The organism is Agrococcus sp. GW821-FHT14H11 (genome assembly GCF_058803545.1).
The window spans coordinates 41,988-66,542 of sequence record NZ_JBXAPA010000006.1 but is presented as its reverse complement, the minus strand read 5'-3'; the positions used below and the strand labels follow the sequence as shown (position 1 = coordinate 66,542).

The 24,555-nt window shown below is 73.5% G+C and carries 22 protein-coding genes and 1 riboswitch; of the genes, 11 read left to right on the top strand and 11 right to left on the bottom strand.

The window, feature by feature from the left end; all coding sequences use genetic code 11:
• Nucleotides 1-65: 65 nt before the first annotated feature.
• Entirely contained in the window at nt 66-1,712 is a 1,647-nt protein-coding gene (gene ptsP, locus AC1RNL_RS08075) for a phosphoenolpyruvate--protein phosphotransferase (protein ID WP_492934939.1), read from the bottom strand.
• A gap of 53 nt (nt 1,713-1,765) precedes the next feature.
• Between ptsP and AC1RNL_RS08070 the strand changes: the two genes are divergently transcribed.
• From AC1RNL_RS08070 to AC1RNL_RS08055, 4 genes are all read left to right on the top strand, one after another.
• The gene (locus tag AC1RNL_RS08070; RefSeq protein WP_128188803.1) at nt 1,766-2,731 is read left to right on the top strand and encodes a YihY/virulence factor BrkB family protein; all 966 of its coding nucleotides are present in this window, start codon (nt 1,766-1,768) and stop codon (nt 2,729-2,731) included.
• Between the two features lie 70 nt (nt 2,732-2,801).
• Nucleotides 2,802-3,632 carry an exodeoxyribonuclease III gene (locus tag AC1RNL_RS08065; protein ID WP_128188804.1) on the top strand — a complete coding sequence of 277 codons (831 nt, stop codon included), beginning with the start codon at nt 2,802-2,804 and terminating at the stop codon, nt 3,630-3,632.
• Between the two features lie 20 nt (nt 3,633-3,652).
• Complete coding sequence (trpS, locus tag AC1RNL_RS08060) at nt 3,653-4,648, top strand: tryptophan--tRNA ligase (RefSeq protein WP_492934938.1); 996 nt, start codon at nt 3,653-3,655, stop codon at nt 4,646-4,648.
• On the top strand, nt 4,645-5,220 hold the full coding sequence (locus AC1RNL_RS08055) for a GNAT family N-acetyltransferase (RefSeq protein ID WP_492934937.1): 576 nt from the start codon (nt 4,645-4,647) through the stop codon (nt 5,218-5,220). The genes trpS and AC1RNL_RS08055 overlap by 4 nt, the downstream gene beginning before the upstream one ends.
• 26 nt (nt 5,221-5,246) lie before the next feature.
• On the opposite strand, the gene lipA is transcribed toward AC1RNL_RS08055, so the two are convergent.
• The 3 genes from lipA to AC1RNL_RS08040 form a co-directional block, all read right to left on the bottom strand.
• Entirely contained in the window at nt 5,247-6,221 is a 975-nt protein-coding gene (lipA, locus tag AC1RNL_RS08050; RefSeq protein WP_492935018.1) for a lipoyl synthase, read from the bottom strand.
• A gap of 77 nt (nt 6,222-6,298) precedes the next feature.
• The gene (gene lipB / locus AC1RNL_RS08045; protein WP_492934936.1) at nt 6,299-6,979 is read right to left on the bottom strand and encodes a lipoyl(octanoyl) transferase LipB; all 681 of its coding nucleotides are present in this window, start codon (nt 6,977-6,979) and stop codon (nt 6,299-6,301) included.
• Nucleotides 6,980-7,191: 212 nt separating this feature from the next.
• Complete coding sequence (locus tag AC1RNL_RS08040; protein WP_492934935.1) at nt 7,192-8,052, bottom strand: DUF559 domain-containing protein; 861 nt, start codon at nt 8,050-8,052, stop codon at nt 7,192-7,194.
• A gap of 260 nt (nt 8,053-8,312) precedes the next feature.
• Nucleotides 8,313-8,455: riboswitch (FMN riboswitch) on the top strand.
• Between the two features lie 51 nt (nt 8,456-8,506).
• On the opposite strand from AC1RNL_RS08040, the gene ribD reads away from it, so the two are divergent.
• The 5 genes from ribD (at nt 8,507) to AC1RNL_RS08015 (ending at nt 13,469) form a co-directional block, all read left to right on the top strand.
• Complete coding sequence (gene ribD, locus AC1RNL_RS08035) at nt 8,507-9,523, top strand: bifunctional diaminohydroxyphosphoribosylaminopyrimidine deaminase/5-amino-6-(5-phosphoribosylamino)uracil reductase RibD (RefSeq protein ID WP_400529233.1); 1,017 nt, start codon at nt 8,507-8,509, stop codon at nt 9,521-9,523.
• The gene (locus tag AC1RNL_RS08030) at nt 9,523-10,152 is read left to right on the top strand and encodes a riboflavin synthase (RefSeq protein ID WP_246992129.1); all 630 of its coding nucleotides are present in this window, start codon (nt 9,523-9,525) and stop codon (nt 10,150-10,152) included. Before ribD ends, AC1RNL_RS08030 begins: the two co-directional genes overlap by 1 nt.
• Entirely contained in the window at nt 10,149-11,417 is a 1,269-nt protein-coding gene (gene ribB / locus AC1RNL_RS08025) for a 3,4-dihydroxy-2-butanone-4-phosphate synthase (RefSeq protein ID WP_364196546.1), read from the top strand. The genes AC1RNL_RS08030 and ribB overlap by 4 nt, the downstream gene beginning before the upstream one ends.
• A complete protein-coding gene (gene ribH, locus AC1RNL_RS08020; protein ID WP_492934934.1) occupies nt 11,417-11,890 on the top strand; it encodes a 6,7-dimethyl-8-ribityllumazine synthase in 474 nt (157 codons plus the stop codon). The genes ribB and ribH overlap by 1 nt, the downstream gene beginning before the upstream one ends.
• A 223-nt stretch (nt 11,891-12,113) precedes the next feature.
• Complete coding sequence (locus AC1RNL_RS08015; protein ID WP_492934933.1) at nt 12,114-13,469, top strand: MFS transporter; 1,356 nt, start codon at nt 12,114-12,116, stop codon at nt 13,467-13,469.
• Nucleotides 13,470-13,530: 61 nt separating this feature from the next.
• On the opposite strand, the gene surE is transcribed toward AC1RNL_RS08015, so the two are convergent.
• From surE to AC1RNL_RS07990, 5 genes are read right to left on the bottom strand one after another with little or no spacing between them, the layout of a single operon-like run.
• Nucleotides 13,531-14,289, bottom strand: a complete 759-nt coding sequence (gene surE / locus AC1RNL_RS08010) for a 5'/3'-nucleotidase SurE (RefSeq protein WP_492934932.1) — start codon at nt 14,287-14,289, stop codon at nt 13,531-13,533.
• Entirely contained in the window at nt 14,289-15,218 is a 930-nt protein-coding gene (locus tag AC1RNL_RS08005; protein WP_364196554.1) for a 1-phosphofructokinase family hexose kinase, read from the bottom strand. The genes surE and AC1RNL_RS08005 overlap by 1 nt, the downstream gene beginning before the upstream one ends.
• A gap of 29 nt (nt 15,219-15,247) precedes the next feature.
• Nucleotides 15,248-16,072, bottom strand: coding sequence for an ABC transporter permease (locus AC1RNL_RS08000; protein ID WP_128188815.1), 825 nt, complete (start codon nt 16,070-16,072; stop codon nt 15,248-15,250).
• Nucleotides 16,069-16,926 (bottom strand): ABC transporter permease, encoded by an 858-nt coding sequence (locus AC1RNL_RS07995; protein ID WP_128188816.1) that lies wholly within the window; start codon nt 16,924-16,926, stop codon nt 16,069-16,071. The genes AC1RNL_RS08000 and AC1RNL_RS07995 overlap by 4 nt, the downstream gene beginning before the upstream one ends.
• Nucleotides 16,923-17,849, bottom strand: a complete 927-nt coding sequence (locus AC1RNL_RS07990) for an ABC transporter ATP-binding protein (protein ID WP_128188817.1) — start codon at nt 17,847-17,849, stop codon at nt 16,923-16,925. The genes AC1RNL_RS07995 and AC1RNL_RS07990 overlap by 4 nt, the downstream gene beginning before the upstream one ends.
• Nucleotides 17,850-17,903: 54 nt before the next feature.
• On the opposite strand from AC1RNL_RS07990, the gene AC1RNL_RS07985 reads away from it, so the two are divergent.
• Nucleotides 17,904-19,694, top strand: coding sequence for an ABC transporter ATP-binding protein (locus AC1RNL_RS07985; protein WP_492934931.1), 1,791 nt, complete (start codon nt 17,904-17,906; stop codon nt 19,692-19,694).
• A 10-nt stretch (nt 19,695-19,704) separates the two neighbouring features.
• Nucleotides 19,705-20,733, top strand: a complete 1,029-nt coding sequence (locus AC1RNL_RS07980; RefSeq protein WP_492934930.1) for an NAD(P)H-dependent flavin oxidoreductase — start codon at nt 19,705-19,707, stop codon at nt 20,731-20,733.
• A gap of 19 nt (nt 20,734-20,752) precedes the next feature.
• Here the strand turns inward: AC1RNL_RS07980 and AC1RNL_RS07975 are convergent, their stop codons facing one another.
• Both AC1RNL_RS07975 and AC1RNL_RS07970 read right to left on the bottom strand, forming a co-directional pair.
• Nucleotides 20,753-22,222, bottom strand: coding sequence for an NAD-dependent succinate-semialdehyde dehydrogenase (locus AC1RNL_RS07975; RefSeq protein WP_128188820.1), 1,470 nt, complete (start codon nt 22,220-22,222; stop codon nt 20,753-20,755).
• An 82-nt stretch (nt 22,223-22,304) separates the two neighbouring features.
• A complete protein-coding gene (locus AC1RNL_RS07970; RefSeq protein WP_492934929.1) occupies nt 22,305-24,464 on the bottom strand; it encodes an MMPL family transporter in 2,160 nt (719 codons plus the stop codon).
• Nucleotides 24,465-24,555: the final 91 nt, after the last annotated feature.

The window sequence follows — 24,555 nt, the reverse complement described above, 5'->3', positions numbered from 1 at the left end:
CTAAGCCCGGAGGTTCTCCTCGCTCACAAGACCCGAACTGTCACCAACGTCCCGGCGCAGTACAGCTAGGCGGCAGCCGCCGCCCTCGCGCCGGCCGCCGAGCGGGCGGCGACGGCCCGCGCGGCGCGCTCGCGCGCCTCGTCGAGCGTCACGGTCAGCAGCTCGGCGCGCACGTCGGCGAGCGCCGAGGCGCTCATCGACAGCGACGTGACGCCGAGGCCGACGAGCACGACCGCGAGCGCCGGATCCGCCGCGGCCTCGCCGCACACCCCCACGGGCTTGCCGGCCTTCGCCCCGGCCTCGCCGAGCATCCCCACCAGCCGCAGCACCGCCGGGTGCCACGGGTCCTGGAAGGCGGCGACGGAGCCCAGCTGCCGGTCGGCGGCGAGCGTGTACTGCGTCAGGTCGTTCGTGCCGATCGAGACGAAGTCGGCCACCTCGAGCACCTGGTCGGCGACCACCGCGATCGACGGCACCTCGGCCATCGCGCCGACGGTGCGGAGCCCCAGCTCGCGCCCGAGGCCGACGAAGTACTCGGTCTCCTCGACGTCGGCGATCATCGGGGCCATCACCCACAGCTCCGCCTCGGTCGCCGCCTGCGCGTTCGCGAGCGCCGTGAGCTGGTCGCGCAGGATCTGCTCGGTCGCGCGCAGCGCCCGGATCCCGCGCAGGCCCAGCGCCGGGTTCTCCTCGTGGGCGTCGTTGAGGAACGGCAGCGGCTTGTCGGCGCCGGCGTCGAGCACGCGCGCGACGACCTTCTTGCCGGGGAACGCCTGCAGCAGCTCGGTGTAGGCGGCGGTCTGCGCCTCGACGCTCGGCGCGCTCGACGAGTCGAGGAAGAGGAACTCGGTGCGGAAGAGCCCCACGCCCTCCGCGCCCAGCGCGACAGCCGCGGGCGCGTCCTTCGGCGAGCCCACGTTCGCGAGCAGCGGCACCTTCGTGCCGTCGGCGAGGGCGCCCTCGGTGATCGGCGCGCTCGAGGCGGCCGCCCGCGACTCGCCCTCGGCGAGGGCGGCGGCGACGGATGCGTCGTCCGGGTCGAGCACGACGGTGCCGGCCCGCGCGTCGACGATCATCCGCTGGCCGTCGGCGACCGCCGACAGCAGCCCCACGACCCCGACGACCGCCGGCAGCGACTTCGAGCGGGCGAGGATCGCCGTGTGCGACGTGGGGCCGCCCTCCTCGGTCACGAGGGCGAGCGTGCGCTCGAGGTCGAGGGTCGCCGTGTCGGCGGGCGCGAGGTCGCGCGCGACGAGGATGAACGGCTCGTCGGACTGCGGCACGCCCGGCGCCGCGACGCCGCGGAGGCGCGCGACGACGCGCTGGGCGACGTCGTCGAGGTCGGTCGCGCGCTCGGCCATGTAGCCGCCCATCGCCGTGAGCATGTCGCGGAACGCGCCGTACGCATCCCACGTCGCGCGCTCGGCGTTCGCGCCGCCGTCGAGCCGCGCGCGCACGTCGTCGAGGATCGCCGGGTCCTGCGCCATGAGCGCGGCGGCCTCGAGCACCTCCTGCGCGTCGCCGCCCGCGGCGGCCGCGCGTGCCTGCAGCTCGTGCGCGACGCCCTCGAGCGCCTCTCGCACCCGCTCGTGCTCGGCGCCGGCGTCGGCCGCGAGCGGCTCGTCGCTCGGCGGGGCGAGTGGCTCCGGCATCCGCAGCACCTTCGCGACAGCGATGCCCCGACCGACTCCGACCCCTGAGAGCGCACCCATCCCGCCACACTACGCTGGGCCCCCTGCCCGCCACGACCCCGACCGGAGGCACCATGAAGCCGCTGCTGGAGCGCGTGATGCGGTCGTGGCCGGTGCGGGCGTGGCAGCGCTACAGCGAGCAGCGCGGCCCCGTGCTCGCGCAGGGCATGACCCTCCAGGCGTTCCTGTCGCTGTTCGCGGCGCTGTTCGTCGCGTTCGCGATTTTCATGGCGGTGCTGGGCGGCAACGTGGCGCTCCGCGAGGCCGTGATCGACTCGATCTCGTCGTCGATCCCCGGGCTCATCGGCGAGGGCGGCGCGCTCGACGTCGAGCAGCTCACCGGCTCGACGATCGTCGGCTGGGCGGGCGCCATCGCCGCCGCCTCGATCCTGATCACCGCGATCGCCTGGATCGGCGTGAGCCGCGAGGGCTTCCGCGCGATGTTCGACCTCGGCGCCCCGCCGTCGAACGTCATCCTGCTGAAGCTCGGCGACCTCGGCGTCGCGCTCGGCATCGGCCTGCTCGTCGTCGTCTCCTCCGGGCTGCTCGTCGTCACGCAGACGCTCGCCGATGCGCTCGGCCTCGGCTGGGCGGGCCGGGTGCTCGGCTTCGCCATCCAGCTGCTGCTCGACACCGGCATCGTGCTGCTGCTGTTCCGCTTCGGCGGCCGGCTGCGGCTGCCCGCCAAGCAGGTCGTGCTCGCCGCCCTCGCCTGCGCGGTGGCCTTCCAGGTGCTCAAGCTGCTCGCGTCGCTGCTGTTCGGCGCGGTCGAGAACAACCCGCTGCTCGCCGGCGTCGCCGCGGTCGTGATCATCCTCATCTGGCTCGGCTTCATCATGCAGATCCTGCTCGTGGCGCTCGCGTTCGTCGCGGTCACGCCCACCGGCCGCGCCTACACGCGGCTCGTCGAGGCGGGCGGCATCGATGCGCGCCTGAGCCCCGCGCAGGCGAAGGAGCTCCTCGTCGAGGTGCAGGCCAACCGGCGCGAGGGCGGCGACCACGCCCGGCTCCACAAGCGGCTCGCGCGGCGCATCCGCTGACCTCCTCCCGCCACTTCGGGCGGGCCCCGGCCGTCCGGGACCCCGGTGCCCGCTCGGTAGGCTCGAGGGCATGGTCCGCATCGCCTCCGTCAACGTCAACGGCGTGCGCGCCGCGTTCCGCAAGGGCATGGGCGAGTGGCTCGAGGCCGGCGGCTTCGACATCGTGGCGCTCCAGGAGGTGCGCGCGCTCGACGAGGACCTCCTGCCGCTCGTGCCCGGCTGGCACGTGCTGCACGACCCGGCCACCGCGAAGGGCCGCGCCGGCGTCGCCGTGCTCTCGCGCGAGCCGTCGATCGAGCACCGCACCGACATCGGGCTGAAGACCTTCGACACGAAGGGGCGCTGGCTCGAGGCCGACTTCCTCCTCGGCGAGACGCTGCTCACGGTCGTCTCCGCCTACGTGCACTCGGGCGGCGAGGTCGGCAGCGAGAAGCAGGACGCGAAGTTCCGCTTCCTCGAGTCGATGGCGAAGCGCCTGCCGCAGCTGCGCTCGCACGCCGAGCACGCCGTGGTCATGGGCGACTTCAACGTCGGCCACACGCCGCTCGACATCAAGAACTGGCGCGGCAACCAGAAGAACGCGGGCTTCCTGCCCGAGGAGCGCAGCCACCTCGACCGCTTCTTCGGCACCGGCATGGTCACCGGCGTCGACGGCCGGCGCGGCCGCGGCCACGGATGGGTCGACGTGGGCCGAGCCGCGCATCCGGGCGTCGACGGCCCCTACACGTGGTGGTCCCAGCGCGGCAAGGCGTTCGACACCGACACCGGCTGGCGCATCGACTACCACATGGCCTCGCCCGCCCTCGCGGCGGTCGCCCGCGACTACCGCATCGATCGCGCGAGCGCGTGGGACACCCGATGGTCCGACCACGCCCCCGTCATCGTCGACTACGACCTGTGATCACTCAGACTGGAACCGCCATGCCCAAGCCCCGCCTCTACTCGGGGATGCAGCCCTCCTCGGGCTCGCTCCACCTCGGCAACTACATCGGCGCGCTGCAGCAGTGGCGCGGGATGCAGGACGAGTACGACGCGTTCTTCTCGATCGTCGACCTGCACGCGATCACGGTCGCGCAGGACCCGAAGGTGCTGCGCGAGCAGGTGCGCACCCTCGCCGCGCAGTACATCGCGGGCGGCATCGACCCCGACCGCTCCTGCCTGTACGTGCAGTCGCACGTCGCCGCGCACGCGCAGCTGCAATGGCTGCTCTCGACCATCACCGGCTTCGGCGAGGCGAGCCGGATGACGCAGTTCAAGGACAAGACCGCCAAGGGCGGGCAGGAGACGGCCTCCGTGGGCCTGTTCACCTACCCGATCCTGATGGCCGCCGACATCCTGCTCTACGACACCGAGGTCGTGCCGGTCGGCGACGACCAGAAGCAGCACGTCGAGCTCACGCGCGACCTCGCCGAGCGCTTCAACAAGCGCTTCGGGCCGACCTTCACGGTGCCGAAGCCCGTGATCCTCGCCAACGGCGCCCGCATCTACGACCTGCAATCGCCGGCGTCGAAGATGTCGAAGTCGGCCGACAACGACAAGGGCGTGGTGTGGCTGCTCGACGAGCCCGCCCGCACCGCGAAGAAGATCCGCTCGGCCGTCACCGACACCGAGGGCTCGATCCGCGCCGACCGCGCCGAGAAGCCGGGCGTCACGAACCTGCTCGACATCCTCTCCGCGATGACGGGCACCCCGGTGGCCGGCCTCGAGGCGGAGTTCGCCGGGCAGGGCTACGGCGTCTTCAAGACGGCCGTCGCCGACGCCGTCGTCGCCGAGCTGGCGCCGGTGCGCGAGCGCACGCTCGAGCTGCTCGCAGACCCCGCCGAGCTCGACCGCCTGCTGGCGGCGAACGCCGAGCGCGCGGCTGCGGTGGCGGATGCGACGCTCGGCCGCGCGCTGGAGGCGATGGGGCTGCGATGACCGCCGGGTCGCTCGCGGGGCCGTCGCTGCCCGTCGTCGGCGGGAAGGTGCTGCTCACGGCGCTCCGCGAGGCCGACATCGACCGCGTCGTCGAGGCGTGCACGACCCCCGAGGCGGAGCGCTGGCTCGAGACGCCCGTGCCCTACCGCCGCGAGGACGCCGAGTCGTTCGTGCGGGAGTTCGCGCCCGCCGGCTGGCGCGGCGAGCACGACGAGCGCGTGTGGGCGATCCGCGAGTCGCTCGGCGGGCCGCTCGCGGGCGTCATCGGGCTGCGCGAGGGCAGCCGCGAGGTGGGCTTCTGGCTGCACCCCGCGGCGCAGGGCCGGGGCCTGATGGCCGACGCCGTGCGGACCGCGGTCGGCCACGCAGACGGCTGCCTGACATGGCCCGAGGTGCGCTGGGCATGCTACGACGGCAACGTCGCGTCGATGCGCGTCGCCCGCGCGGCCGGCTTCCACTACCTCGGCACGCGCGAGGGGCTGCACCGGGGCGTGCCCGAGCTGCAGCACCACGCGGTGCTGCCGGCCCACAGCGAGCCGGCCGACGCGCTCCCCTGGCCCGACCTCGGCTGACCGGCCCGGCGCATCCGCCCGCCCGCTCAGCGCGCGTTGTTCGTGATGCCCGCCGCCGCCGGAGCCGCGGCACCCATGCCGGTGATGATCGGCGCCGGCACCGCGCCGCCGCGCACCTCGAGCGCGCGCCGGTAGAGCGTGCCCGCGCGGTACGACGAGCGCACGAGCGGCCCCGACATGACGCCCGAGAAGCCGATGCGGGTCGCGATCTCGCCGAGCTCGGCGAAGCGCTCCGGCTCCACCCAGCGGTCGACCGGGTGGTGGCGCGGCGAGGGCCGCAGGTACTGCGTGATGGTGATGAGCTCGGTGCCCGCCTCGTGCAGCGCCTCGAGCGTCTCGACGACCTCGTCGTCGGTCTCGCCCATGCCGAGGATGAGGTTCGACTTCGTCACGAGCTCCTCCTCGCGGCTCCAGCGCAGCACGTCGAGGCTGCGCTCGAAGCGGAAGCCGGGGCGGATGCGCTTGAAGATGCGCGGGACGGTCTCGACGTTGTGGGCGAAGACCTCGGGCCGCGTCTCGAACAGCTGCTGCAGCAGGTGCCGGCGGCCGGTGAAGTCGGGCGCGAGCATCTCGACGCCGACGCCGGGGTTGGCCTCGTGGATGCGCCGCACCGTCTCGGCGTAGAGCCAGATGCCCTCGTCCTCGAGGTCGTCGCGGCAGACGCCCGTGACGGTCGCGTAGCGCAGCCCCATCGTGCGCACCGACTCTGCGACCCGCACCGGCTCCATGAGGTCGAGCAGCGCAGGCTTGCCGGTGTCGATCTGGCAGAAGTCGCAGCGGCGCGTGCACTGGTCGCCGCCGATGAGGAACGTCGCCTCGCGGTCCTCCCAGCACTCGTAGATGTTGGGGCAGCCCGCCGACTGGCAGACGGTGTGCAGGTCCTGCGCCTGCACGAGCTCCTGCAGCTCGCGGAACTGAGGGCCCATGCGGGCGCGCGTCTTGATCCAGGCGGGCTTGCGCTCGATGGGCGTCTCGGCGTTCCGCGCCTCGATCCGCAGCATGCGCCGGCCCTGCGGCTCGGGGCGGGTGGCGTCGGCCTGCGCCTGCGCCTGCGCCTGCGCCGGCTGGCTGCACGCGCTCACGCGTGCACCGCCGCGCGGTCGTCGAGCGCCACCGAGGTGAACGGCGCGAAGTCGAGCAGCGGCTCGAGCTCGGCCGCGAAGCGGCGCCCGATCGCCATCGGGTCGTGCGTGCTGCCGGTCTCGAGCTCGACGGTCGTCACCCCGGCGTCGGCGATGCCGCAGGGGACGATCGTCGTGAAGGGCGCGAGCGAGTTGGCGACGTTGATCGCGATGCCGTGCATCGAGGCGCGCGAGGCGACCCGCACGCCGACCTGCGCGACCTTGCGCTCGCCCGACGCATCCGCCACCCAGACGCCCGCCCGGCCGCGGATGCGCCGGGTCGCGAGCCCGCTCGCCGCGAGCGCGCGGATGATTGCCTCCTCGAGCCGGCGCACCCAGTCGACGACCTGCACCGCATCGGGCAGGGCGATGATCGGGTAGGCGACGAGCTGGCCGGGGCCGTGCCACGTGATGCGACCGCCGCGGTCGACCTCGATCGCCTCGCTGCCGTCGGTCGGGAGGTCGCCGGGCTGCGTCGAGGTGCCCGCGGTGTAGACGCTCGCGTGCTCGAGCAGCAGCAGCGTGGGCCGCGCGCCGTCGACGACCTGCTCGTGGAGCGCGCGCTGCAGGGCCCAGGTCTCGCGGTAGTCGGCGCCCGCGCCCAGCTCGACCACGTCCATCCGTCGCTCGGTCTCCACGTCGTCGTGCCCCCATCCGGGATTGCTGTACCCAGTACGACAATACCCGACGGCGTGCCGGCAGTCAGCGCGCCCCCACCCCGATGCACAACGCAAGCCCAACGGCCCCGATCAGCGGCAGATCGACCGCCCCCGCGCGCGTCGCCGCAAGAATCGCCGAGACGGCTTGCGTTGTGCGCGCGCGGTCGAGGCGAGGCAGCCGGAGGGAGTGCTCAGCCGCGCGGGTGGAGCGCGAGCGCCGCGCGCACCAGCGCGATGAAGCGGTGCGCGTTGTCGTCGAGCCAGCGCGCCGAGAGGCGCACGGTGACGTAGCCCTGCAGGAGCGCCTCGGCGTCGCGCCGGCGGTCCTCCTCGAAGCTGCCCTCGTGGTGCTCGCGGCCGTCGATCTCGACGATGACGCAGCCGCACACGACGAAGTCGACCCTGCCGACACGCGGGATCCGCACCTGCTGCTCGTACTGGAGCCCCGCGGCGAGCAGGAGCAGCTTCGCATCGGTCTCGTAGCCCGAGCCGCACTTCCCGTCGACGGCCGCGGCAGCAGGCATCCCGTCCCAGTCGAGCCCCTCGAGCGCCCGCTCGACGTCGGCCGGGCTCGCCAGCCCGCGGTCGAGCGCCGAGTCGGCGACCCGGATCGCCTCGTGCACGCCGAAGCAGCGCGCGATGCACGCGACCGCGGCAGCCGCCGAGGTGGCGCACCGGTCGCCATCGTCCGGGTCGAGGTCCTCCCAGTGGAGCACGAGCCCCTCCCGCCGCTCGAGGCGCCGGTGCCGGTCGCGCGGATCGCGCAGCCGCGTCGATCCGTCCCACAGGTGCACGTGGAGCCGGTCGTCGCTCGGCACCCAGAGCCCGAGGTGCGCGGCGGCGGACGCGCAAGCGAGCCGACCGCCGATCCGCAGCGCCGAGACGAGCGCGTCGGATGCCGGCTGCCAGACGTAGACGTCGCGGCGAGCCCGCACGAGCAGCCCCAGCCGCAGGCCCTCCTCGATCGCCGCTCGGCTGCTGCCCTCCTCGCGCAGCTCGCGATACTCATCCACCCGGACGGCGCCCTGCGAGAGCGGCCTCAGCGTCGACATGCGCGGCAGGATGGCCGTTCCGCCCGCCGCTCCGCGCAGCTGCCGCATCCACCTGTGCAGAAGCGGCCGCGCACAACGCAAGCCGCTCAGCCGCGATCAGCGACGGCTGCGGCGGCGGCCCCGCGCCGCCCGCTGGTCGCGCGCCGCGGGCTTGCGTTGTGCGGCGGCGGGCGGCGGGGCCGCCGCCGCGGGGCCGCCGGGCAGGGATGCGCGGGCACGGGAATGGGCGCGGCCGGAGGCGAGTTGTAGGCTGGCAGTGCAACGTGCCCGGGGTCAGTGCAAGTCTGAACCGGCGGTGATAGTCCGCGACCCGAGCGGCGCCCTCCAGCAGGAGCGGCGCGGCTCGGCTGAGCTGGTGGAACTCCAGTACCGACGGTGAGAGTCCGGAGGGGAGGCGCACGTGGGGTCGCGACGCGACCCCTCGGATCCCCGCGCGCGTTCTGGAGAGGACGGCATGGCAGGGATCAGCGGCGCTGAGCAGGGCGCCATGGCGCGCGCCCGCGAGCTCGCGCTGCGCGGCCCCCGCGGCGTCAACCCGCAGGTCGGGGCCGTCGTGCTCTCCCCCGACGGCCGGGTGCTCGCCGAGGGCTGGCACCGCGGCGCCGGCACGCCCCACGCCGAGGTCGACGCGCTCTCGCGGCTCACGCCCGCCGAGGCCCGCGGCGCGACCGCCGTCGTCACCCTCGAGCCCTGCAACCACACCGGGCGCACCGGCCCGTGCGCCGTCGCGCTGCTCGACGCGGGCGTCGCGCGCGTCGTCTACGCCGCCGCCGACCCCGGCGACGCGTCGAGCGGCGGCGCGCAGCGCCTCGCAGCGGCGGGTGTCGAGGTCGTGCGCGCCGGCGAGGCCGAGGGCGCGGCCCTCATCGCCGACTGGCTCTTCGTGCAGCGCACCGGCCGGCCGCGCGTGACGGTGAAGTGGGCGCAGTCGCTCGACGGCCGCGCCGCCGCCGCCGATGGCAGCAGCCGGTGGATCACGGGGCCCGAGGCCCGCGCGCACGTGCACCGCGAGCGCAGCGCCCACGACGCGATCGCCGTCGGCACCGGCACCGTGCTCGCCGACGACCCGCAGCTGACCGCTCGCATCGAGGGCGAGCCGGATGCGCCGCAGCCGATCCCGGTCGTCTTCGGCGAGCGCGGCGTGCCCGGCTCCGCCGCCCTGCACCGGCACCCCCGGGGCTTCCGCACGGCCGGCCACGAGCTCGAGCGCGAGCTCTTCGCCCTCGCCGCCGCAGGCATCCAGACCCTCTACGTGGAGGGCGGGCCGACGCTCGCGAGCGCGTTCATCCGCGCGCGCCTCGCCGACCGCCTCACCGTCTACCTCGCGCCGATCCTCCTCGGAGGCCCGCGCACGGCACTCGACGACCTCGGCGTCGGGACGATCGACGAGCAGCGCCGCCTCACGGTGACGCGGCTCGAGCAGCTCGGCCGCGACCTCCTGGTCGAGGCCACGACAGAGAGCGAGCAGTGATGTTCACCGGCATCATCGAGGAGCTCGGCGAGGTCGTCTCGTTCGAGCCCCACAGCACCGGGCAGGGCGAGGCCTGGCGCCTCACCGTGCGCGGCCCCCTGGCCGTCAGCGACGCGTCCCACGGCGACTCCATCGCCGTCAACGGCCTCTGCCTGACCGTGGTCGAGCGGACGGCGGATGCGTTCACGGCCGACGTCATGCAGATCTCGGTCGACATGTCGACGCTCGCCGACCGCCGACCGGGCGACCGCGTGAACCTCGAGCGCGCCGCCGCCGTCGGCGACCGCCTGGGCGGCCACATCGTGCAGGGCCACATCGACGGCACCGCGCGGGTGCTCTCGGTCGTCGACGCCGAGGGGCAGCGCACCGTGCGCTTCGCGCTCGACCCGGCGCTCGCGCACCTCGTCGTGCGGAAGGGCTCGGTCGCCGTCGACGGCATCAGCCTGACCGTGTCGGCCGTGAGCGAGCCGGGCGAGGCCGAGCAGTGGTTCGAGGTGTCGCTCATCCCCGAGACGCTCGAGTCGACGACGCTCGGCTTCCGCGCCGCCGGCGACCGGGTCAACATCGAGACCGACATCGTCGCTCGCCACGTCGAGCGCATGCTGCAGCTGCAGCGGGAGGCATCATGAGCATCACCACCATCGACGCCGCGCTCAAGGCGCTGCGCGAGCGCAAGCCCGTCATCGTCGTCGACGACGAGGGGCGCGAGAACGAGGGCGACCTGATCATGTCGGCGCAGCTCGCGACGACCGAGTGGATCGCCTTCATGGTGCGCCACACGTCGGGCTACCTGTGCGCGCCGCTCACCGGCGAGCGCGCCGACGAGCTCGGGCTGCCGCTCATGGTGCTCGAGAACGAGGATGCGCGGCAGACGGCGTACACGATCACCGTCGACGCCGCCGACCGAGACTCCACCGGGATCTCGGCCGACGACCGCGCCCACACGCTGCGCGTGCTCGCCGACCCGGCGACCACCCCGCAGGACCTGCGCCGCCCCGGCCACATCGTGCCGCTGCGCGCGGTCGAGGGCGGCGTGCGCGAGCGCAAGGGCCACACCGAGGCGGGCGTCGAGCTCATGAAGCTCGCGGGCCTCGAGCCGGTCGCCGTGATCGGCGAGCTCGTCGAGGACGGCGGCGAGATGCGCCGGCTGCCCTCGCTCATCGCCTTCGGCGAGGAGCACGACCTGCCGGTCATCACCATCGAGGACCTCATCGACTACCTCGACGCGGGCGGGCTCCCGACGGCGTGCAAGGGCGCGAACGACGAGTCGGCGCGCGTCTCCTTCGAGGTCGAGACCAAGGTGCCGACGCGCTTCGGCACGTTCCGCGTCGCCGCCTACCGCGACCGCCAGACCGGCGCCGACCACGTGGCGATCATCGCCGGCGACGAGCTGGCCGACGGCGCGCTCGTGCGCGTGCACTCCGAGTGCCTCACCGGCGAGGCGCTGCACTCGCTCAAGTGCGAGTGCGGCCCGCAGCTCGACGCGGCGATCCAGGCCATCCAGGAGGCCGGCAACGGCATGGTGGTCTACCTCCGCGGCCACGAGGGGCGCGGCATCGGCCTCATCAACAAGCTGAAGGCGTACCGCCTCCAGGAGGACGGGCTCGACACGCTCGACGCCAACCTCGCGCTCGGCCTCCCCGCCGACGCCCGCGAGTACGGCGCCGCCGCCGGCATCATCCGGCAGCAGGGCGTGCAGTCCATCCGGCTGCTCTCCAACAACCCGCTGAAGCAGGAGGCGCTCGAGCGCCACGGCATCGAGGTCTCCGAGCTCGTGCCGCTCCTCGTGGGCGTCGGCGAGCACAACGAGCAGTACCTCTCGGCCAAGCGCGACCGCATGGGTCACCAGCTGCCGGCCGTGATCGCAGCCAACGACGAGCAGGGAGAAGACTGATGGCCGGAGCAGGAGCACCGCGGACGGGCGGGCTGGACGCGAGCGGGATGCGCATCGCGATCGTGCACGGACGGTGGCACGAGCAGATCGCGACCGGGCTGCTCGAGGGCGCCCGGCGCGCGCTCGCCGAGATGGGCGCCGACGTGGTCGAGCTGCCCGTGCCGGGCTCGTTCGAGCTGCCGGTCGTCGCGCAGGCGGCGATCGAGGCCGGGTGCGACGGCGCGGTGGCGCTCGCGGTCATCATCCGGGGCGGCACGCCGCACTTCGACTACGTCGCGCAGGCGGCGACGGTCGGCCTCACCGACGTCGCCATCCGCACCGGCAAGCCCGTCGGCTTCGGCGTGCTGACCCTCGACGACGAGCAGCAGGGCATCGACCGAGCGGGCCTGCCCGGCTCGAAGGAGGACAAGGGCCGCGAGGCCGCCGAGGCGGTCGTCGAGGCCGCGCTCGCGCTCCGCTCCCTGCAGGGCTGAGCCCGGCGCATCCGCCCTCCCACGACGGGCGGATGCGCCGCGACGGCGGGCGGGCAACGGTCGTCGAGGCCGTGGCCGGTTACCCGGCTCGGTACACTGGGATGTCGTCGTCCCGGGGCCGCAGCCGTCCCCCAGATGGCCGGCCCGTCACGAGCGGACCGCACCGTTCGCGCGCGCCGCACCACCCCGCATCCAGCGCGCGCCACCGCATCCAGGAAGCAGCATGTCCATCTCCGCAACCCAGACGACCGCCGCGTCGTCGCAGCCGGCCAACTCCCGCGGCCGCGTCATCTTCGCCAGCCTCATCGGCACGACGATCGAGTTCTACGACTTCTACGTCTACGCGACCGCCGCCGTGCTGGTGTTCCCGCACCTCTTCTTCCCCACCGGCGACGACACGACGGCCCTCCTCGCCTCGTTCGCCGCGTTCGGCGCCGCGATGGTCGCGCGCCCCATCGGCTCGGTCGTCTTCGGGCACCTCGGCGACAAGTTCGGCCGCAAGGCGACGCTCGTCGGCGCGCTGCTGACGATGGGCATCGCCACGTTCCTCATCGGCGTGCTGCCCACCTACGCGCAGGTCGGCTGGTTCGCCGCCGCGCTGCTCGTGCTCATGCGCCTCGCGCAGGGCTTCGCGCTCGGCGGCGAGTGGTCGGGCGCGGCGCTCGTCGCGACCGAGAACGCCCCCGCCGGCAAGCGCGCCTGGTACGGCACCTTCCCGCAGCTCGGCGCGCCGATCGGCTTCATCATCGCCAACGGCCTCTTCCTCATCATCGCCGCGCTGCTGCCGAGCGACGACCCCTCGCGGCCCTCGCAGGCGTTCCTCGACTGGGGCTGGCGCATCCCGTTCCTCTTCTCGGCCGTGATGGTCGTCGTCGGCCTGTGGGTGCGGCTGCGGCTCGTCGAGTCGACGTCGTTCGAGAAGGCGAAGCAGTCGGGCACGATCCAGCGGCTGCCGCTCGGCACCGTCGTGCGCCACCACTGGCGCGAGCTGCTGCTCGGCACCTTCTTCATGCTCGCGACGTACGTGCTCTTCTACCTGATGACCACGTTCTCGCTCACGTACGGCCGCACCCCCACCGACGCGGCGATCCCCGGGCTCGGCTACTCCTACAACGCGTTCGTGATCATGCTCATCGTCGGCGTGGTGTTCTTCGGCATCTTCACGCTCGTCTCGGGCCCGCTCGCCGACCGCTTCGGCCGCCGCGCGACGCTCATCGTCGTGACGCTCGGCATCATCGCCTTCGGCCTGCTGTGGGTGCCGCTCACGAGCGCCGGCTTCGTCGGCGTGATGGCGTGGCTCATCATCGGCATGTCGCTCATGGGCTTCACGTTCGGGCCGATGGGCGCGCTGCTGCCCGAGCTGTTCCCGACCAACGTGCGGTACACGGGCTCGGGCGTCTCGTACAACGTCTCGTCGATCCTGGGCGCCGCGGTGGCGCCGTTCATCGCGGTGGCGCTGTGGACGGCGGGCGGCGGCAGCATCTTCTGGGTGGGCGTCTACCTCGCGGGCGCCGCGGTGCTGACGCTCATCGCGCTGCTGCTGTCGAAGGAGACGAAGGACGTCGACATGGAGCGCTGACGCGCCCCGCTCGACCGCGGCCCGCCGCCCCTCGGGGTGGCGGGCCGCTCGTCGTCGCGCGTCAGGCGCCGCGGTCGGCGATCGTGCGCACGCCCGTCACGGTCGCGTTGCCGGCGGCGAGCCGCTCCATGTCGCTGCCGGGCGCGTCGGCGGCGCGGTGCTCGCGGATCGACAGCCGCACCTCGTCGCCGTCGAGCTCGGTCATCGTGGTCTGGACGATGCCGAACGGCGCGAGCGGCGCCTCGACGAGCTCGAGCGCCGCGGGGTCGGGCACATCGGGCACGTTGACGTTGAGGATGGTGCCTGCCGGCGCGCCGACGAGCGTCGCGAGCGCGCGGCCGGCGATCGCCGCCGCGGTCTCCCAGTGCTCGTCGCCGCCGTCGCGCAGCCCCACGTCGAGCGAGACGGCGAGCGCGCGCACGCCGCCCTGCGCCGCCGTGAGCGCGGCCCCGACGGTGCCGGAGTGCATGATCGCGCCGCCCACGTTCGCGCCGCGGTTGATGCCGCTCAGCACGACGTCGGGCACTCCGCCGAACGATCCGTGCAGCGCGAGCAGCACGATGAGCGCGGGCGCCGCGTGCACCGCGTAGGCCTCGCCGTCGACGCCCGGCACCGTGCGGCGCTCGGAGCGCACCGTGCCCTTGCCGCCCGCGGCGGTCACCGCCGTGCCCTGCGTGGCGATGATGGATGCGCTGGCGCCGGAGTGCTCGTGGGCGGGGGCCGCGACCACGACCTCCATGCCAGCGTCGGCGGCGGCGCGCGCGAGGGCGGCGAGCCCCGGCGAGTCGATGCCGTCGTCGTTCGTGATGAGTGCGCGCATCAGCGCTCCTTCCCGATCGGCTCGAGCTCCACCCGCTCGGCGATGGCGCGGATGGCCTCGGCGTCGCCGGTGCCGAGCCCGCGCCGCGTGGCGTTGACGGCGCCGGCCGCGGCGCCGAGGCGCACCGCGTCGGCGTGGCTGCCGCCGGCCGCGAGCGCCGCGGCGAGGCCCGCCGTGTACGAGTCGCCGGCACCTCGCGTGTCCACCGGCTCGAGCTGCGGCGCGACCACGCGCCACGCGCCCTCCTCGCCGACGACGACCGAGCCGGCGTCCGCGCGGGTGACCGCGACGAGCGCGATGCCGTCGTCGGCGAGCTGCTGCGCGGCCGCGACGAGCTGACCCTCGTCGTCGCCGTCGTCGACCCGGCCGTCGTCGACCAGCTCTTCGTGGCTGACCTTCAGCACGTCGACGCCGCCCTCGAGCGCGGCAGCGAGGCGCTCGCCGGCGAGGTCGACGAGCACGGTGCGCCCGAGCTCGCGCATGTCGCTCGCGAGCCTGCGGTAGACATCCGCCTCGAGCATCTCGTCGCCGTCGGGCCCCGAGAGGATGACGAGCTCAGCGTCCATCGCCGCGCGCAGCGTCGCCGAGTAGAGCGCGTCGAGGTCGTGCCGGGTCAGCGGCTCGCCGTGCGCCTCCACGACCTCCTGCCGGTCGCCGCTGCGCCGGTCGTGCACGTAGGCCGGGCCGTTCCCGTCGCGGTCGATCGCGACGACCTCGAAGCCCTCGCGGTCGAGCAGCTGCCGCGCCACCGCGCCCGTCTCCCCCGCCACCGTGCACACGACCGTCACGTCGGCGCCGAGCGCCGCGAGCATCCGCGCCTGCCACACGCCCTGCCCGCCGACGTGCAGGTGCACGTCGGGTGCGCCCTCGTGCTCCTCGACCGTGATCGTGAGCGTCGGAGCGGGGGCGAAGACGAGCACGCGTGCCATGCGCCCACCCTAGGCACGCCGCCTGGGCGTCAGCGCAGGAAGAGGGCCCGCAGGCGCGAGGTCGTGAACCACAGGCCCACGACGATCATCACCGCGAAGTACAGCAGGTGCAGCAGGATCGACGGCTGGATGAGCCCGGTCGTCAGCTGCCGGATCATGTCGACGCCGTGCCACAGCGGCATCGCCTGGATCACCCACTGCAGGCCCTGCGGGTACACCTCGATGGGGAAGAACGTCGCCGACAGCAGGAACATCGGCATCATGACGAAGTAGACGTAGTCGAGGTGCTGGAAGGTCTTCATGTAGCTCGTGATGGCCATGCCGAACGAGGCGAAGCCGAACGCCACGACGAGCGCCGCGGGGATCGCCAGGATCGCCGTCCACGAGAGGTTGAGCCCCATGAGGGTCGTCACGAGCATGAAGCCCGACGCGTACAGCAGGCCGCGGAACAGCGCCAGCAGGATCTCGCCGAGCGCGACGTCGAGCGGGCCGAGCGAGGTCGACAGCATCTGCTGGTAGAGCTTCGCGTAGTTCATCTTGAAGAAGACGTTCATCGTCGAGTCGTACACGGCGCCGTTCATCGCGCTCACCGCCATGAGCGCGGGCGCGATGTAGGCCGCGTACGGCACCTCGGCGCCGTAGAACTCGACGGTGCCGATGAGGGCGCCGAGGCCGATGCCCATCGAGAGCAGGTAGAAGACCGGCTCGAAGAAGCCGGTGACGACGATGAGCCAGTTGTTGCGGGCGATCACCTGGAGGCCGCGGGCCACGACCGAGCGCGTGTTGCCGGCGTAGATGCCGCGGAGCGGTCCGCGGACGGTCGGCGCGGGCGCCTCGAGCAGCTGCTCGTTCATCGGTCGAGCCTCCGTCGGAAGGTGCGGATCGAGAGCAGGCAGGTGGCGGCGGCCAGCAGCACGAGGTAACCGACGTGCACGAGCGCCATGCCAGGGGCGAGCGCGGCGCCGTACAGCGCCGCTCGGCCGAGCTCGGCCGCGTGCCAGAGGGGCGAGATCCAGCCGATCCAGTGCAGGAACCAGGGCAGCGTCTCGAGCGGGAAGTAGGTGCCCGAGAAGAGCGTCAGCGGCACGACCACGAAGCGCTCGATGAAGGAGAGCTGGCCGCGGTCCTCGGTCTGCGTCGCGACCCACGACATCACCGCGAAGCCGACCGCGGCGCCGAGCAGCAGCCCGATGGGCACGAGCAGGAGGGCCCCGGCGGCCGAGCCGATGCCGAAGAGCACCATCACGAGCACGAAGGCGACGAGCGGCAGCAGCACCCGCACGAGCACCGACACCTGGAAGCCGATCACGATGTGCGCGGGCCCGATGGGGGTGCCGTTCATGGCGAAGAACATCGGGAACCACTTGAAGCCGCCGAAGACGCCGTAGGTGTTCTCCTGCGACGCGGTCTGCATCACCGTCGCCATCGCGAGCGCGGGCGCGAGGAAGGTCAGGTACGGCACGCCGTCGACGCCCGCGGCGCCCTGGTTGGCGTCGACCAGCAGCCCGAGGCCCACGCCGAGCCCCAGCAGGAACAGGAACGGCGAGCCGACGCCGATCGCGACCCACGACGCGACGTACGAGCGCATCGACCGGATGCGGTGCTCGGCGACGAACCACCAGCCCCACGACCGCGAGGAGCGCGCGACGGCGGCGTGGTCGACGCCGCCCACGTCGACGAGCCCGCGGCGCTGCACCGTGCCGCTCATTCGATCAGCGACCTTCCCGTCAGCCGCAGGAAGACGTCCTCCAGGCTCGAGCGCCGCACGAGGCTCGTGATCGGCTGCAGGCCGCGCTCGTGCACCGCCGACATCGCCGCCTCGCCGTCGTCGTCGTAGACGAGCACGCGGTCGGGCAGCACCTCGATGCGCGAGCCGATGCCCTCGATCACGGTCGCGGCCTCGGCGTTGCGGCTCGAGCCGAACCGCACCTCGAGCACCTCGCGGGTGGAGTACTGCCGGATGAGCGCGGCGGGGCTGCCCTCGGCGACGATGGTGCCCTTGTCGACCACCACGAGCCGGTCGCAGAGCTGCTCGGCCTCATCCATGTAGTGCGTGGTGAGCACGAGCGTCGTGCCCTCCTCCTTCAGCCGGAAGAGGCGGTCCCACAGCACGTGCCGCGCCTGCGGGTCGAGGCCCGTGGTCGGCTCGTCGAGCAGCATCGCCTTGGGGCTGTTGATGAGTCCGCGCGCGATCGTGAGCCGGCGCTTCATGCCGCCCGAGAGCCCGTCGACGCGGGCCTTGCGCTTCTCGGTGAGCTGCGCGAACTCGAGCAGCTCCTCGGCCCGGCGCTTCACGTACGGCAGCGGCAGGCCGAAGTAGCGGCCGTAGACGATGAGGTTGTCGATGACCCGCAGCTCCTCGTCGAGCTGGTCGGCTTGCGGCACGATGCCGAGCTGGGCGCGGATCTCGGGCCCGTGGCTCTCGGGGTCGAAGCCGAGCACGCGGAGCTCGCCCGACGTGCGCGTCGACGTCGCCGCGATCATGCGCATCGTGGTCGACTTGCCCGCGCCGTTGGGGCCGAGGAACCCGAACGCCTCCCCCGGCTCGATCGCGAAGTCGATCCCGTCGACCGCCGTGAAGTCGCCGTACTGCTTCGTCAGGCCCTTGGCCTCGATCACCGGTGCTGGCACGGTTCCCGATGCTAGGCCCTGCCGCCGACATCGGCGCCCCTGGGAAGCGGGAGAATGGATGCGATGAGCGAGCGACGAGGGATCTTCGGCCGACGGCGGGGCGACGACGGGCCGCGGGCGAGCGTCCGCGAGCTGCTGCCCTACCTCTTCCCCAAGAAGGGGCTGCTCGCCGGCGCCATCGTGCTGTCGGTGCTGGGCGCCGCCTTCTCGCTCGCCCAGCCCGCCCTCGCGCAGGAGCTCATCGCCCGCGTCGAGCGGTCGGAGCCGCTCGCGTGGCTGCCGCTCCTGCTGCTCGTGATCGTCGTGGTGGGCGCGGTGCTCGACGGCTTCCAGCACTTCCTGCTGCAGGTGCTCGGCGAGCACGTCGTGCTGCGCACGCGCCGCACGCTCGTCGGCTCGCTCCTGCGGCTGCCGATCGCCGAGTTCGACGCCCGCCGCGTCGGCGACCTCGTCAGCCGGGTGGGCAGCGACACGACGCTGCTGCGCGCCGTGCTCACCCAGGGGCTCGTCGAGTCGATCGGCGGCCTGCTGACGCTCGTGGGCGCGGTGATCGCGATGCTCGTCATCGATCCGCTGCTGCTGGGCCTGACCGTGCTCGTGCTGGGCGTCGCGATCGCCGCGATGCTCGCGGTGATGCCGCTGCTCACGCGCGCCTCCGGCCGCGCGCAGGAGCAGGTCGGGCACCTCACGAGCGCGCTCGAGCGCGCCATCTCGGCCGTGCGCACGGTGCGCGCCGCGGGCGCGACCGAGCGCGAGGCACGGGGGATCGGCGACCGCGCCGGCGACGCGTTCGCGGCCGGTGTCGGCGTCGCGCGCATCTCGGCGCTCGTCGTGCCGATCTTCGGCGTCGCGATGCAGCTCGCGTTCCTGGTGGTGCTCGGCGTCGGCGGCCTGCGGGTCGCCACGGGCGAGATCGGCATCGCGCAGCTGGTCGGCTTCCTGCTGTTCCTGTTCCTCATGATCATGCCGCTCGGCCAGCTCGCCGGGGCGATCTCGGCGGTGAGCGTCGCGCTCGGCGCGCTGGGGCGCATCCAGGAGATCGTGCGCCTCCCCTCGGAGACGGATGCGGATGCGCGCGTCGCGCTCGAGCCGCGGCCGGGAGCGCCGATGGTCGCCTTCGAGGACGTCGCCTTCGCGTACCCGTCCTCCCCCGACCGGCCGGTGCTCGAGGGGGTGTCGTTCGCCGTGCCGGCGGGCACCCGCACGGCGATCGTCGGCCCGTCGGGCGCGGGCAAGTCGACGGCGTTCGCGCTCGTCGAGCGCTTCTACGACGCGGACGCCGGCCGCGTGCTCGTCGGCGGCGAGGACGTCCGCGACGTGGACCGCGCATCCCTGCGCTCCCGGATCGGCTACGTCGAGCAGGACGCGCCCGTGCTCGCCGGGTCGCTGCGCGACAACCTGCTGCTCGGCGCGCCCGACGCGACGGACGAGCAGCTGCTCGCCGCGCTCGAGTCGGTGAACCTGGGCGAGCTCGTGCGTCGCGCAGGCGACGGGCTGGGCGCCGAGGTCGGCGAGGGCGGCGTGCTGCTCTCGGGCGGCGAGCGGCAGCGGCTCGCGATCGCGCGGGCGCTGCTCGCCGCAACGCCGATCCTGCTGCTCGACGAGTCGACCGCCAACCTCGACGCGCGCAACGAGGCCTCGCTCAAGCTCGCGCTCGACGTCGCGAGCGAGGGCCGCACCACGCTCGTGATCGCACATCGGCTCGCGACCGTCGTCGACGCAGACCAGATCGTCGTCCTCGAGGCCGGCCGCGTGCTCGCGACGGGCACGCACGCCGAGCTGCTCGAGAGCTCGCCGCTCTACCGCGAGCTCGCGGCCCACCAGCTGCTCGCCCCGGCGGCGTGACGGAGGCACCATGACCGCCAGGAGCTCCCTGCTCTCGACCGACCTGCCGCTCGCCGCCGCACCCATGGCGGGCGGCCCGACCTCGGTGGCGCTCGCCACCGCCGCGGCGGCGGCCGGCGCCTTCCCGTTCCTCGCCGCCGGCTACAAGGCGCCGGAGGCGATGGCGGGCGAGATCGAGCAGCTCCGCGCGCTCGACGCGCCGTTCGGGGTCAACCTCTTCGTGCCCGCGAGCGCCGCGGTGGACCGGGCGGCGATCGCGGCGTACGCCGAGCGCCTGCAGCCGGAGGCGGACGCCTACGGCCTGCGACTCGACCCCGAGCCCGTCGAGGACGACGACGCCTGGGAGGCCAAGCTCGACCACCTGCTCGCGCACCCCGTGCCGGTCGTCTCGCTCACGTTCGGCCTGCCGCCGCGGTCCGAGATCGCGGCCCTGCAGCAGCGCGGCACGCGCGTGCTCGCCAGCGTCACGACGCCGGAGGAGGCCGGCCGCGCCGCCGCAGCAGGCGTCGACGGACTCGTGGTGCAGGGCCCCGACGCCGGCGGGCACTCCGCGACCCACGACCCGCTGCGCGCGATCGAGCCGGCCTCGACGGCATCGGTCGTGCGCGGGGTGCTGCGCTCGGTCGACCTGCCGGTGATCGCCGCGGGCGGCGTCGACGGGCCCGCCGCGGTGCGCGCGCTGCTCGACGCCGGCGCGGAGGCGGTCGCCGTGGGGACGCTCCTGCTGCGCACCGACGAGGCCGGCACCTCGCCGACGCACCGCGCCGCGCTGCGGGATCCGCGCTGGACCGAGACCGTGCTGACCCGGGCGTTCACCGGTCGACCGGCGCGCGCGCTGCGCAACGGCTTCATCGACCGGCACGACGCCGCGGCGCCGACCGCCTACCCCGCCCTGCACCACCTCACCCGCGAGCTCCGCCAGGCGGCGGGCCGAGCGGGCGATGCCGACCGGCTGCACCTGTGGGCCGGCACCGGCTGGCGCAGCGCGACCGAGGGCCCCGCAGGCGAGGTGCTCGCGCAGCTCGCCTCGCGGGTGTGAGGCGGCGCGGCCGGACCGATCAGGCGAAGGGGTTGGGCATGAGCGTGTACTTCGTCTCGAGGTACTCGTGGATGCCCTCGGCGCCGCCCTCGCGGCCGAGGCCCGACTGCTTCACGCCGCCGAACGGGCCCGCCGCGTTGGAGACGACGCCGACGTTCAGGCCCATCATGCCCGTGTCGATGCGGTCGATCATGCGCTGGCCGCGCTTGGTGTCCTCGGTGAAGACGTAGCCCACGAGGCCGTACTCGGTGGCGTTCGCGAGCCGCACCGCGTCGTCCTCTGTCGCGAAGCGCTGGATCGCCACCACCGGCCCGAAGATCTCCTCGATCGACACCGCCATCGACGCATCCACGCCGTCGAGCACGGTCGGCTCGAAGAACGAGCCGGGCCCGTCGATCGCCTTGCCGCCGGTGACGAGCGTCGCGCCGTCGGCCACCGCCGACTCGACGAGCCGCACGGCGTTGTCGACCGCCTTGTCCTCGACGAGCGGGCCGATCTGCACGCCCTCCTCGGTGCCGCGGCCGATCTTCATCGCCTTCACCGCGTCGCCGACGCGACGTGCGAACTCGTCGGCGATCGACTCGTGCACGATGAAGCGGTTCGCGGCCGTGCAGGCCTGCCCGATGTTGCGGAACTTCGCCAGCAGCGCGCCCTCGACCGCCTTGTCGAGGTCGGCGTCGTCGAACACCACGAACGGCGCGTTGCCGCCGAGCTCCATGGACGCCTTCAAGACGTTGTCGGCCGCCTGCTTCAGCAGCTGCACGCCCACGGGCGTCGAGCCCGTGAACGACACCTTCCGCAGCCGCGGGTCGGCCAGCAGCCGCTCCGAGAGCGCGCCGGTCGACTTCGTCGTGATGACGTTCACGACGCCCTTCGGCAGGCCGGCCTCCTCGAGCAGCCCCACGAGCGCCAGCGTCGTCAGCGGCGTCAGCGTCGCCGGCTTCACGACCGCGGTGCAGCCCGCGGCGAGCGCGGGAGCGATCTTGCGGGTCGCCATCGCGAGCGGGAAGTTCCAGGGCGTGATCAGGAAGCAGGGGCCGACCGGCCGGTGGGTCACGATCATCTGGCCCGTGCCCTCGGGCGTCATCATGTAGCGGCCGTCGATGCGCACCGCCTCCTCCGAGAACCAGCGCAGGAACTCGCCGCCGTAGGCGACCTCGCCGCGGGCCTCGGCCAGCGGCTTGCCCATCTCGAGCGTCATGAGCAGCGCGAACTCCTCCTTGCGCTCCTGGAGCAGGTCGAACGCCTTCCGCAGGATCTCGCCGCGCACGCGAGCGGGCGTGCGCGCCCACTCCTCCTGCGCCGCGACCGCCGCGTCGAGCGCTCGCACGCCGTCCTCGACCGAGCCGTTCGCGATCTGCTTGATGACCTCGCCGGTCGCCGGGTCGCGCACGTCGATCGTGCCCTGCTCGCCGTCGATCCACTCGCCGCCGATGAACAGCCGGCCGTGGACGGCCTCGAGGACCTGGCTCTCGGTGGTCGCGCTCATGAGGACTCCTTCGCGGGATGATTGCGGTTGATCGTATACGATCGTCGCCCGGTCGCGCGAGCGGCGACGAGCTCCTCCAAGCCTACGACTCGGCGCCCTCCCGCCCCAGCCTCGACGGCCACCACGTCCTCGGGCCGATCTCGAGCGCGAGCGCCGGCACCAGCAGCGAGCGCACGATGGTCGTGTCGATCAGCACGCCGAGCGCGACGATGATGGCGAGCTGCAGCAGGAACAGCACCGGGATCACGCCGAGCGCCGCGAAGGTCGCCGCGAGCACCACGCCGGCGGAGGTGATGACGCCGCCGGTGACGCGCAGACCGCGCAGCACGCCCTCCCGGTGCCCGAGCCTGCCGACCTCCTCGCGCACGCGGGTCATGAGGAAGATGTTGTAGTCGACACCCAGCGCGACGAGGAACACGAAGGCGAACAGCGGCACCGAGGGGTCCATCGCGGGCACGCCGAGCGCCGTGAGGATGACGGCGCCGACGCCGAGCGCCGTCCCGTACGACAGCACCGTGGTCGCGATGAGCAGCACCGCCGACACGATCGAGCGCAGCAGCGCCATCAGGATCAGCAGGATCACCGCGAGCACGACCGGGATGATGAGCGCGCGGTCGCGCTGGGATGCGTCGTTCGTGTCGATCGCGGTCGCGGTCGGCCCGCCGACGATCGCGTCGGGCGTCACGGCGGCCACGCGCTCGCGCAGCTCCCGCACGGTCTCCTGCGCGGCGTCCGAGTCGGGGGCGTCGACGAGCGTCGCCTGGATGAGCACCTGCCCCTCGACCACGGTCGGGGTGGCCGCGGCGAACGGTGAGGCCGGGTCCACGGGCAGCGGGATCGAGCCGGCGGGCGAGTCCTCGCTCGCGACCGCGACGCCGTCGACGCCGTCGACCTCCGCCGCGGCCTCGGCCACCGCATCCAGCTCCCGCTCCGGTGCGAGGATCTGCGTGGGCGAGCCCGAGCCGCCCGGGTAGTGCGCCGAGAGCAGCTCCTGCCCGTCGCGCGCCTGCGACTCCCCCACCACGAACTCGCTCGAGGGCACGTCGTTCGCCTGCAGCTGCACGAGCCCGACCGCGCCGACGCCGAGCACGAGCGCCGAGGCGATCCACACGGCGCGGGCGCGACGGTCGACGAGCTGCGCGACCGCGTTCCACAGGCCCTTGCCCTCGGGCTTCGTGCGCGGCCGCTCGGGCGTCGGCGCGAACGGCCAGAAGGCGACCCGGCCGAACGCCAGCAGCAGGGCGGGCAGCAGCGTGAGGCCGGCGAGGATCGCCGCCGCGATGCCGATGGCGGCGACTGGGCCGAGCTGCTGGTTGGAGACGAGGTCGCTCAGCAGCAGGCACAGCAGGCCCGCGATCACCGTGCCGCCCGAGGCGATGATGGGCTCGAACGAGCCGCGGAGCGCCTGCAGCGTCGCGCGCCAGCGTGAGCGCTCCTGCCCGAGCGCCTCGCGGTAGCGCGCGGTGTAGAGGAGGCCGTAGTCGGTCGCCGCGCCGACGACGAGGATGAAGAGGATGCCCTGGGTCTGGCCGCTGAGCGTGAGGACGCCGGCCTGCGCCAGCAGGAACACCACGAGGATGGCCAGGCACAGCGCGGCGACCGAGGTCAGCAGCACCAGGATCGGCAGCAGCGGCGACCGGTAGACCACGATGAGGATGACGAGCACGGCGCCGAGCGCGACGAGCAGCAGGATGCCGTCGATGCCGGCGAAGGCGGCCGAGATGTCGGCGCTGAAGCCTGCGGGGCCGGTCACCGCTGCGGTGGCGCCGGCGGGCAGCTCGGCCTCCTCGAGCGCCAGGCGCACGGCCTCGACCGTCTCGGTGAGCTCCTCGGTCGAGCCCGAGCCGTCGAGCAGCGCCACGACCTGCGCGGCCTGGCCATCGTCGCTCGGGATGACCGGCGACACCTCGACGAGGCCCTCGAGCTCGGCGATCTCCTGCCGCAGCTGCTCGACCTGCGCGAGGTCGCCCTCGTCGAGCTCGCCCTCGATCGCGAGCACCACGATCGCGGGCACCTCGTCGGCGCCGAGGAACTCCGGCAGCAGCGACTGCACCTCGGTCGAGTCGGCGCTGGCCGGCAGGAAGCTCGTCTGGTCGTTCGACACGACCGACGAGAGCCGGCCGAAGGTCGGGCCGCCGAGCCCGAGCGCGACGAGCCAGCCGAGGATCAGGACGGCGGGGATGAGCACCCGCAGCCAGGTGGGCACGCGGCGGGTGGACGAGGTGCGGGAGGAGGTAGCCACTTAGCCAGCCTATCTGTTAGCTCGGCTATGTAAACACCGCGTCGCTCGGATGCGCAATGCAGACAGGCTACATGTAGTTCGGCTACACCTT

Bases quoted from the DNA above. Each gene is read 5' to 3' on its own strand.
- AC1RNL_RS08005 (WP_364196554.1), bottom strand. From the start codon at position 15,218: ATGGCACGCGTGCTCGTCTTCGCCCCCGCTCCGACGCTCACGATCACG.
- AC1RNL_RS07985 (WP_492934931.1), top strand. From the start codon at position 17,904: ATGGATGCGATGAGCGAGCGACGAGGGATCTTCGGCCGACGGCGGGGC.
- AC1RNL_RS08055 (WP_492934937.1), top strand. From the start codon at position 4,645: ATGACCGCCGGGTCGCTCGCGGGGCCGTCGCTGCCCGTCGTCGGCGGG.
- ribH (WP_492934934.1), top strand. From the start codon at position 11,417: ATGGCCGGAGCAGGAGCACCGCGGACGGGCGGGCTGGACGCGAGCGGG.
- AC1RNL_RS08040 (WP_492934935.1), bottom strand. From the start codon at position 8,052: ATGTCGACGCTGAGGCCGCTCTCGCAGGGCGCCGTCCGGGTGGATGAG.
- surE (WP_492934932.1), bottom strand. From the start codon at position 14,289: ATGCGCGCACTCATCACGAACGACGACGGCATCGACTCGCCGGGGCTC.
- trpS (WP_492934938.1), top strand. From the start codon at position 3,653: ATGCCCAAGCCCCGCCTCTACTCGGGGATGCAGCCCTCCTCGGGCTCG.
- AC1RNL_RS08070 (WP_128188803.1), top strand. From the start codon at position 1,766: ATGAAGCCGCTGCTGGAGCGCGTGATGCGGTCGTGGCCGGTGCGGGCG.
- AC1RNL_RS07980 (WP_492934930.1), top strand. From the start codon at position 19,705: ATGACCGCCAGGAGCTCCCTGCTCTCGACCGACCTGCCGCTCGCCGCC.
- AC1RNL_RS08065 (WP_128188804.1), top strand. From the start codon at position 2,802: ATGGTCCGCATCGCCTCCGTCAACGTCAACGGCGTGCGCGCCGCGTTC.
- AC1RNL_RS08015 (WP_492934933.1), top strand. From the start codon at position 12,114: ATGTCCATCTCCGCAACCCAGACGACCGCCGCGTCGTCGCAGCCGGCC.
- lipA (WP_492935018.1), bottom strand. From the start codon at position 6,221: ATGCTGCGGATCGAGGCGCGGAACGCCGAGACGCCCATCGAGCGCAAG.
- ribD (WP_400529233.1), top strand. From the start codon at position 8,507: ATGGCAGGGATCAGCGGCGCTGAGCAGGGCGCCATGGCGCGCGCCCGC.
- AC1RNL_RS08000 (WP_128188815.1), bottom strand. From the start codon at position 16,072: ATGAACGAGCAGCTGCTCGAGGCGCCCGCGCCGACCGTCCGCGGACCG.
- ribB (WP_364196546.1), top strand. From the start codon at position 10,149: ATGAGCATCACCACCATCGACGCCGCGCTCAAGGCGCTGCGCGAGCGC.
- ptsP (WP_492934939.1), bottom strand. From the start codon at position 1,712: ATGGGTGCGCTCTCAGGGGTCGGAGTCGGTCGGGGCATCGCTGTCGCG.
- AC1RNL_RS08030 (WP_246992129.1), top strand. From the start codon at position 9,523: ATGTTCACCGGCATCATCGAGGAGCTCGGCGAGGTCGTCTCGTTCGAG.
- AC1RNL_RS07995 (WP_128188816.1), bottom strand. From the start codon at position 16,926: ATGAGCGGCACGGTGCAGCGCCGCGGGCTCGTCGACGTGGGCGGCGTC.
- AC1RNL_RS07975 (WP_128188820.1), bottom strand. From the start codon at position 22,222: ATGAGCGCGACCACCGAGAGCCAGGTCCTCGAGGCCGTCCACGGCCGG.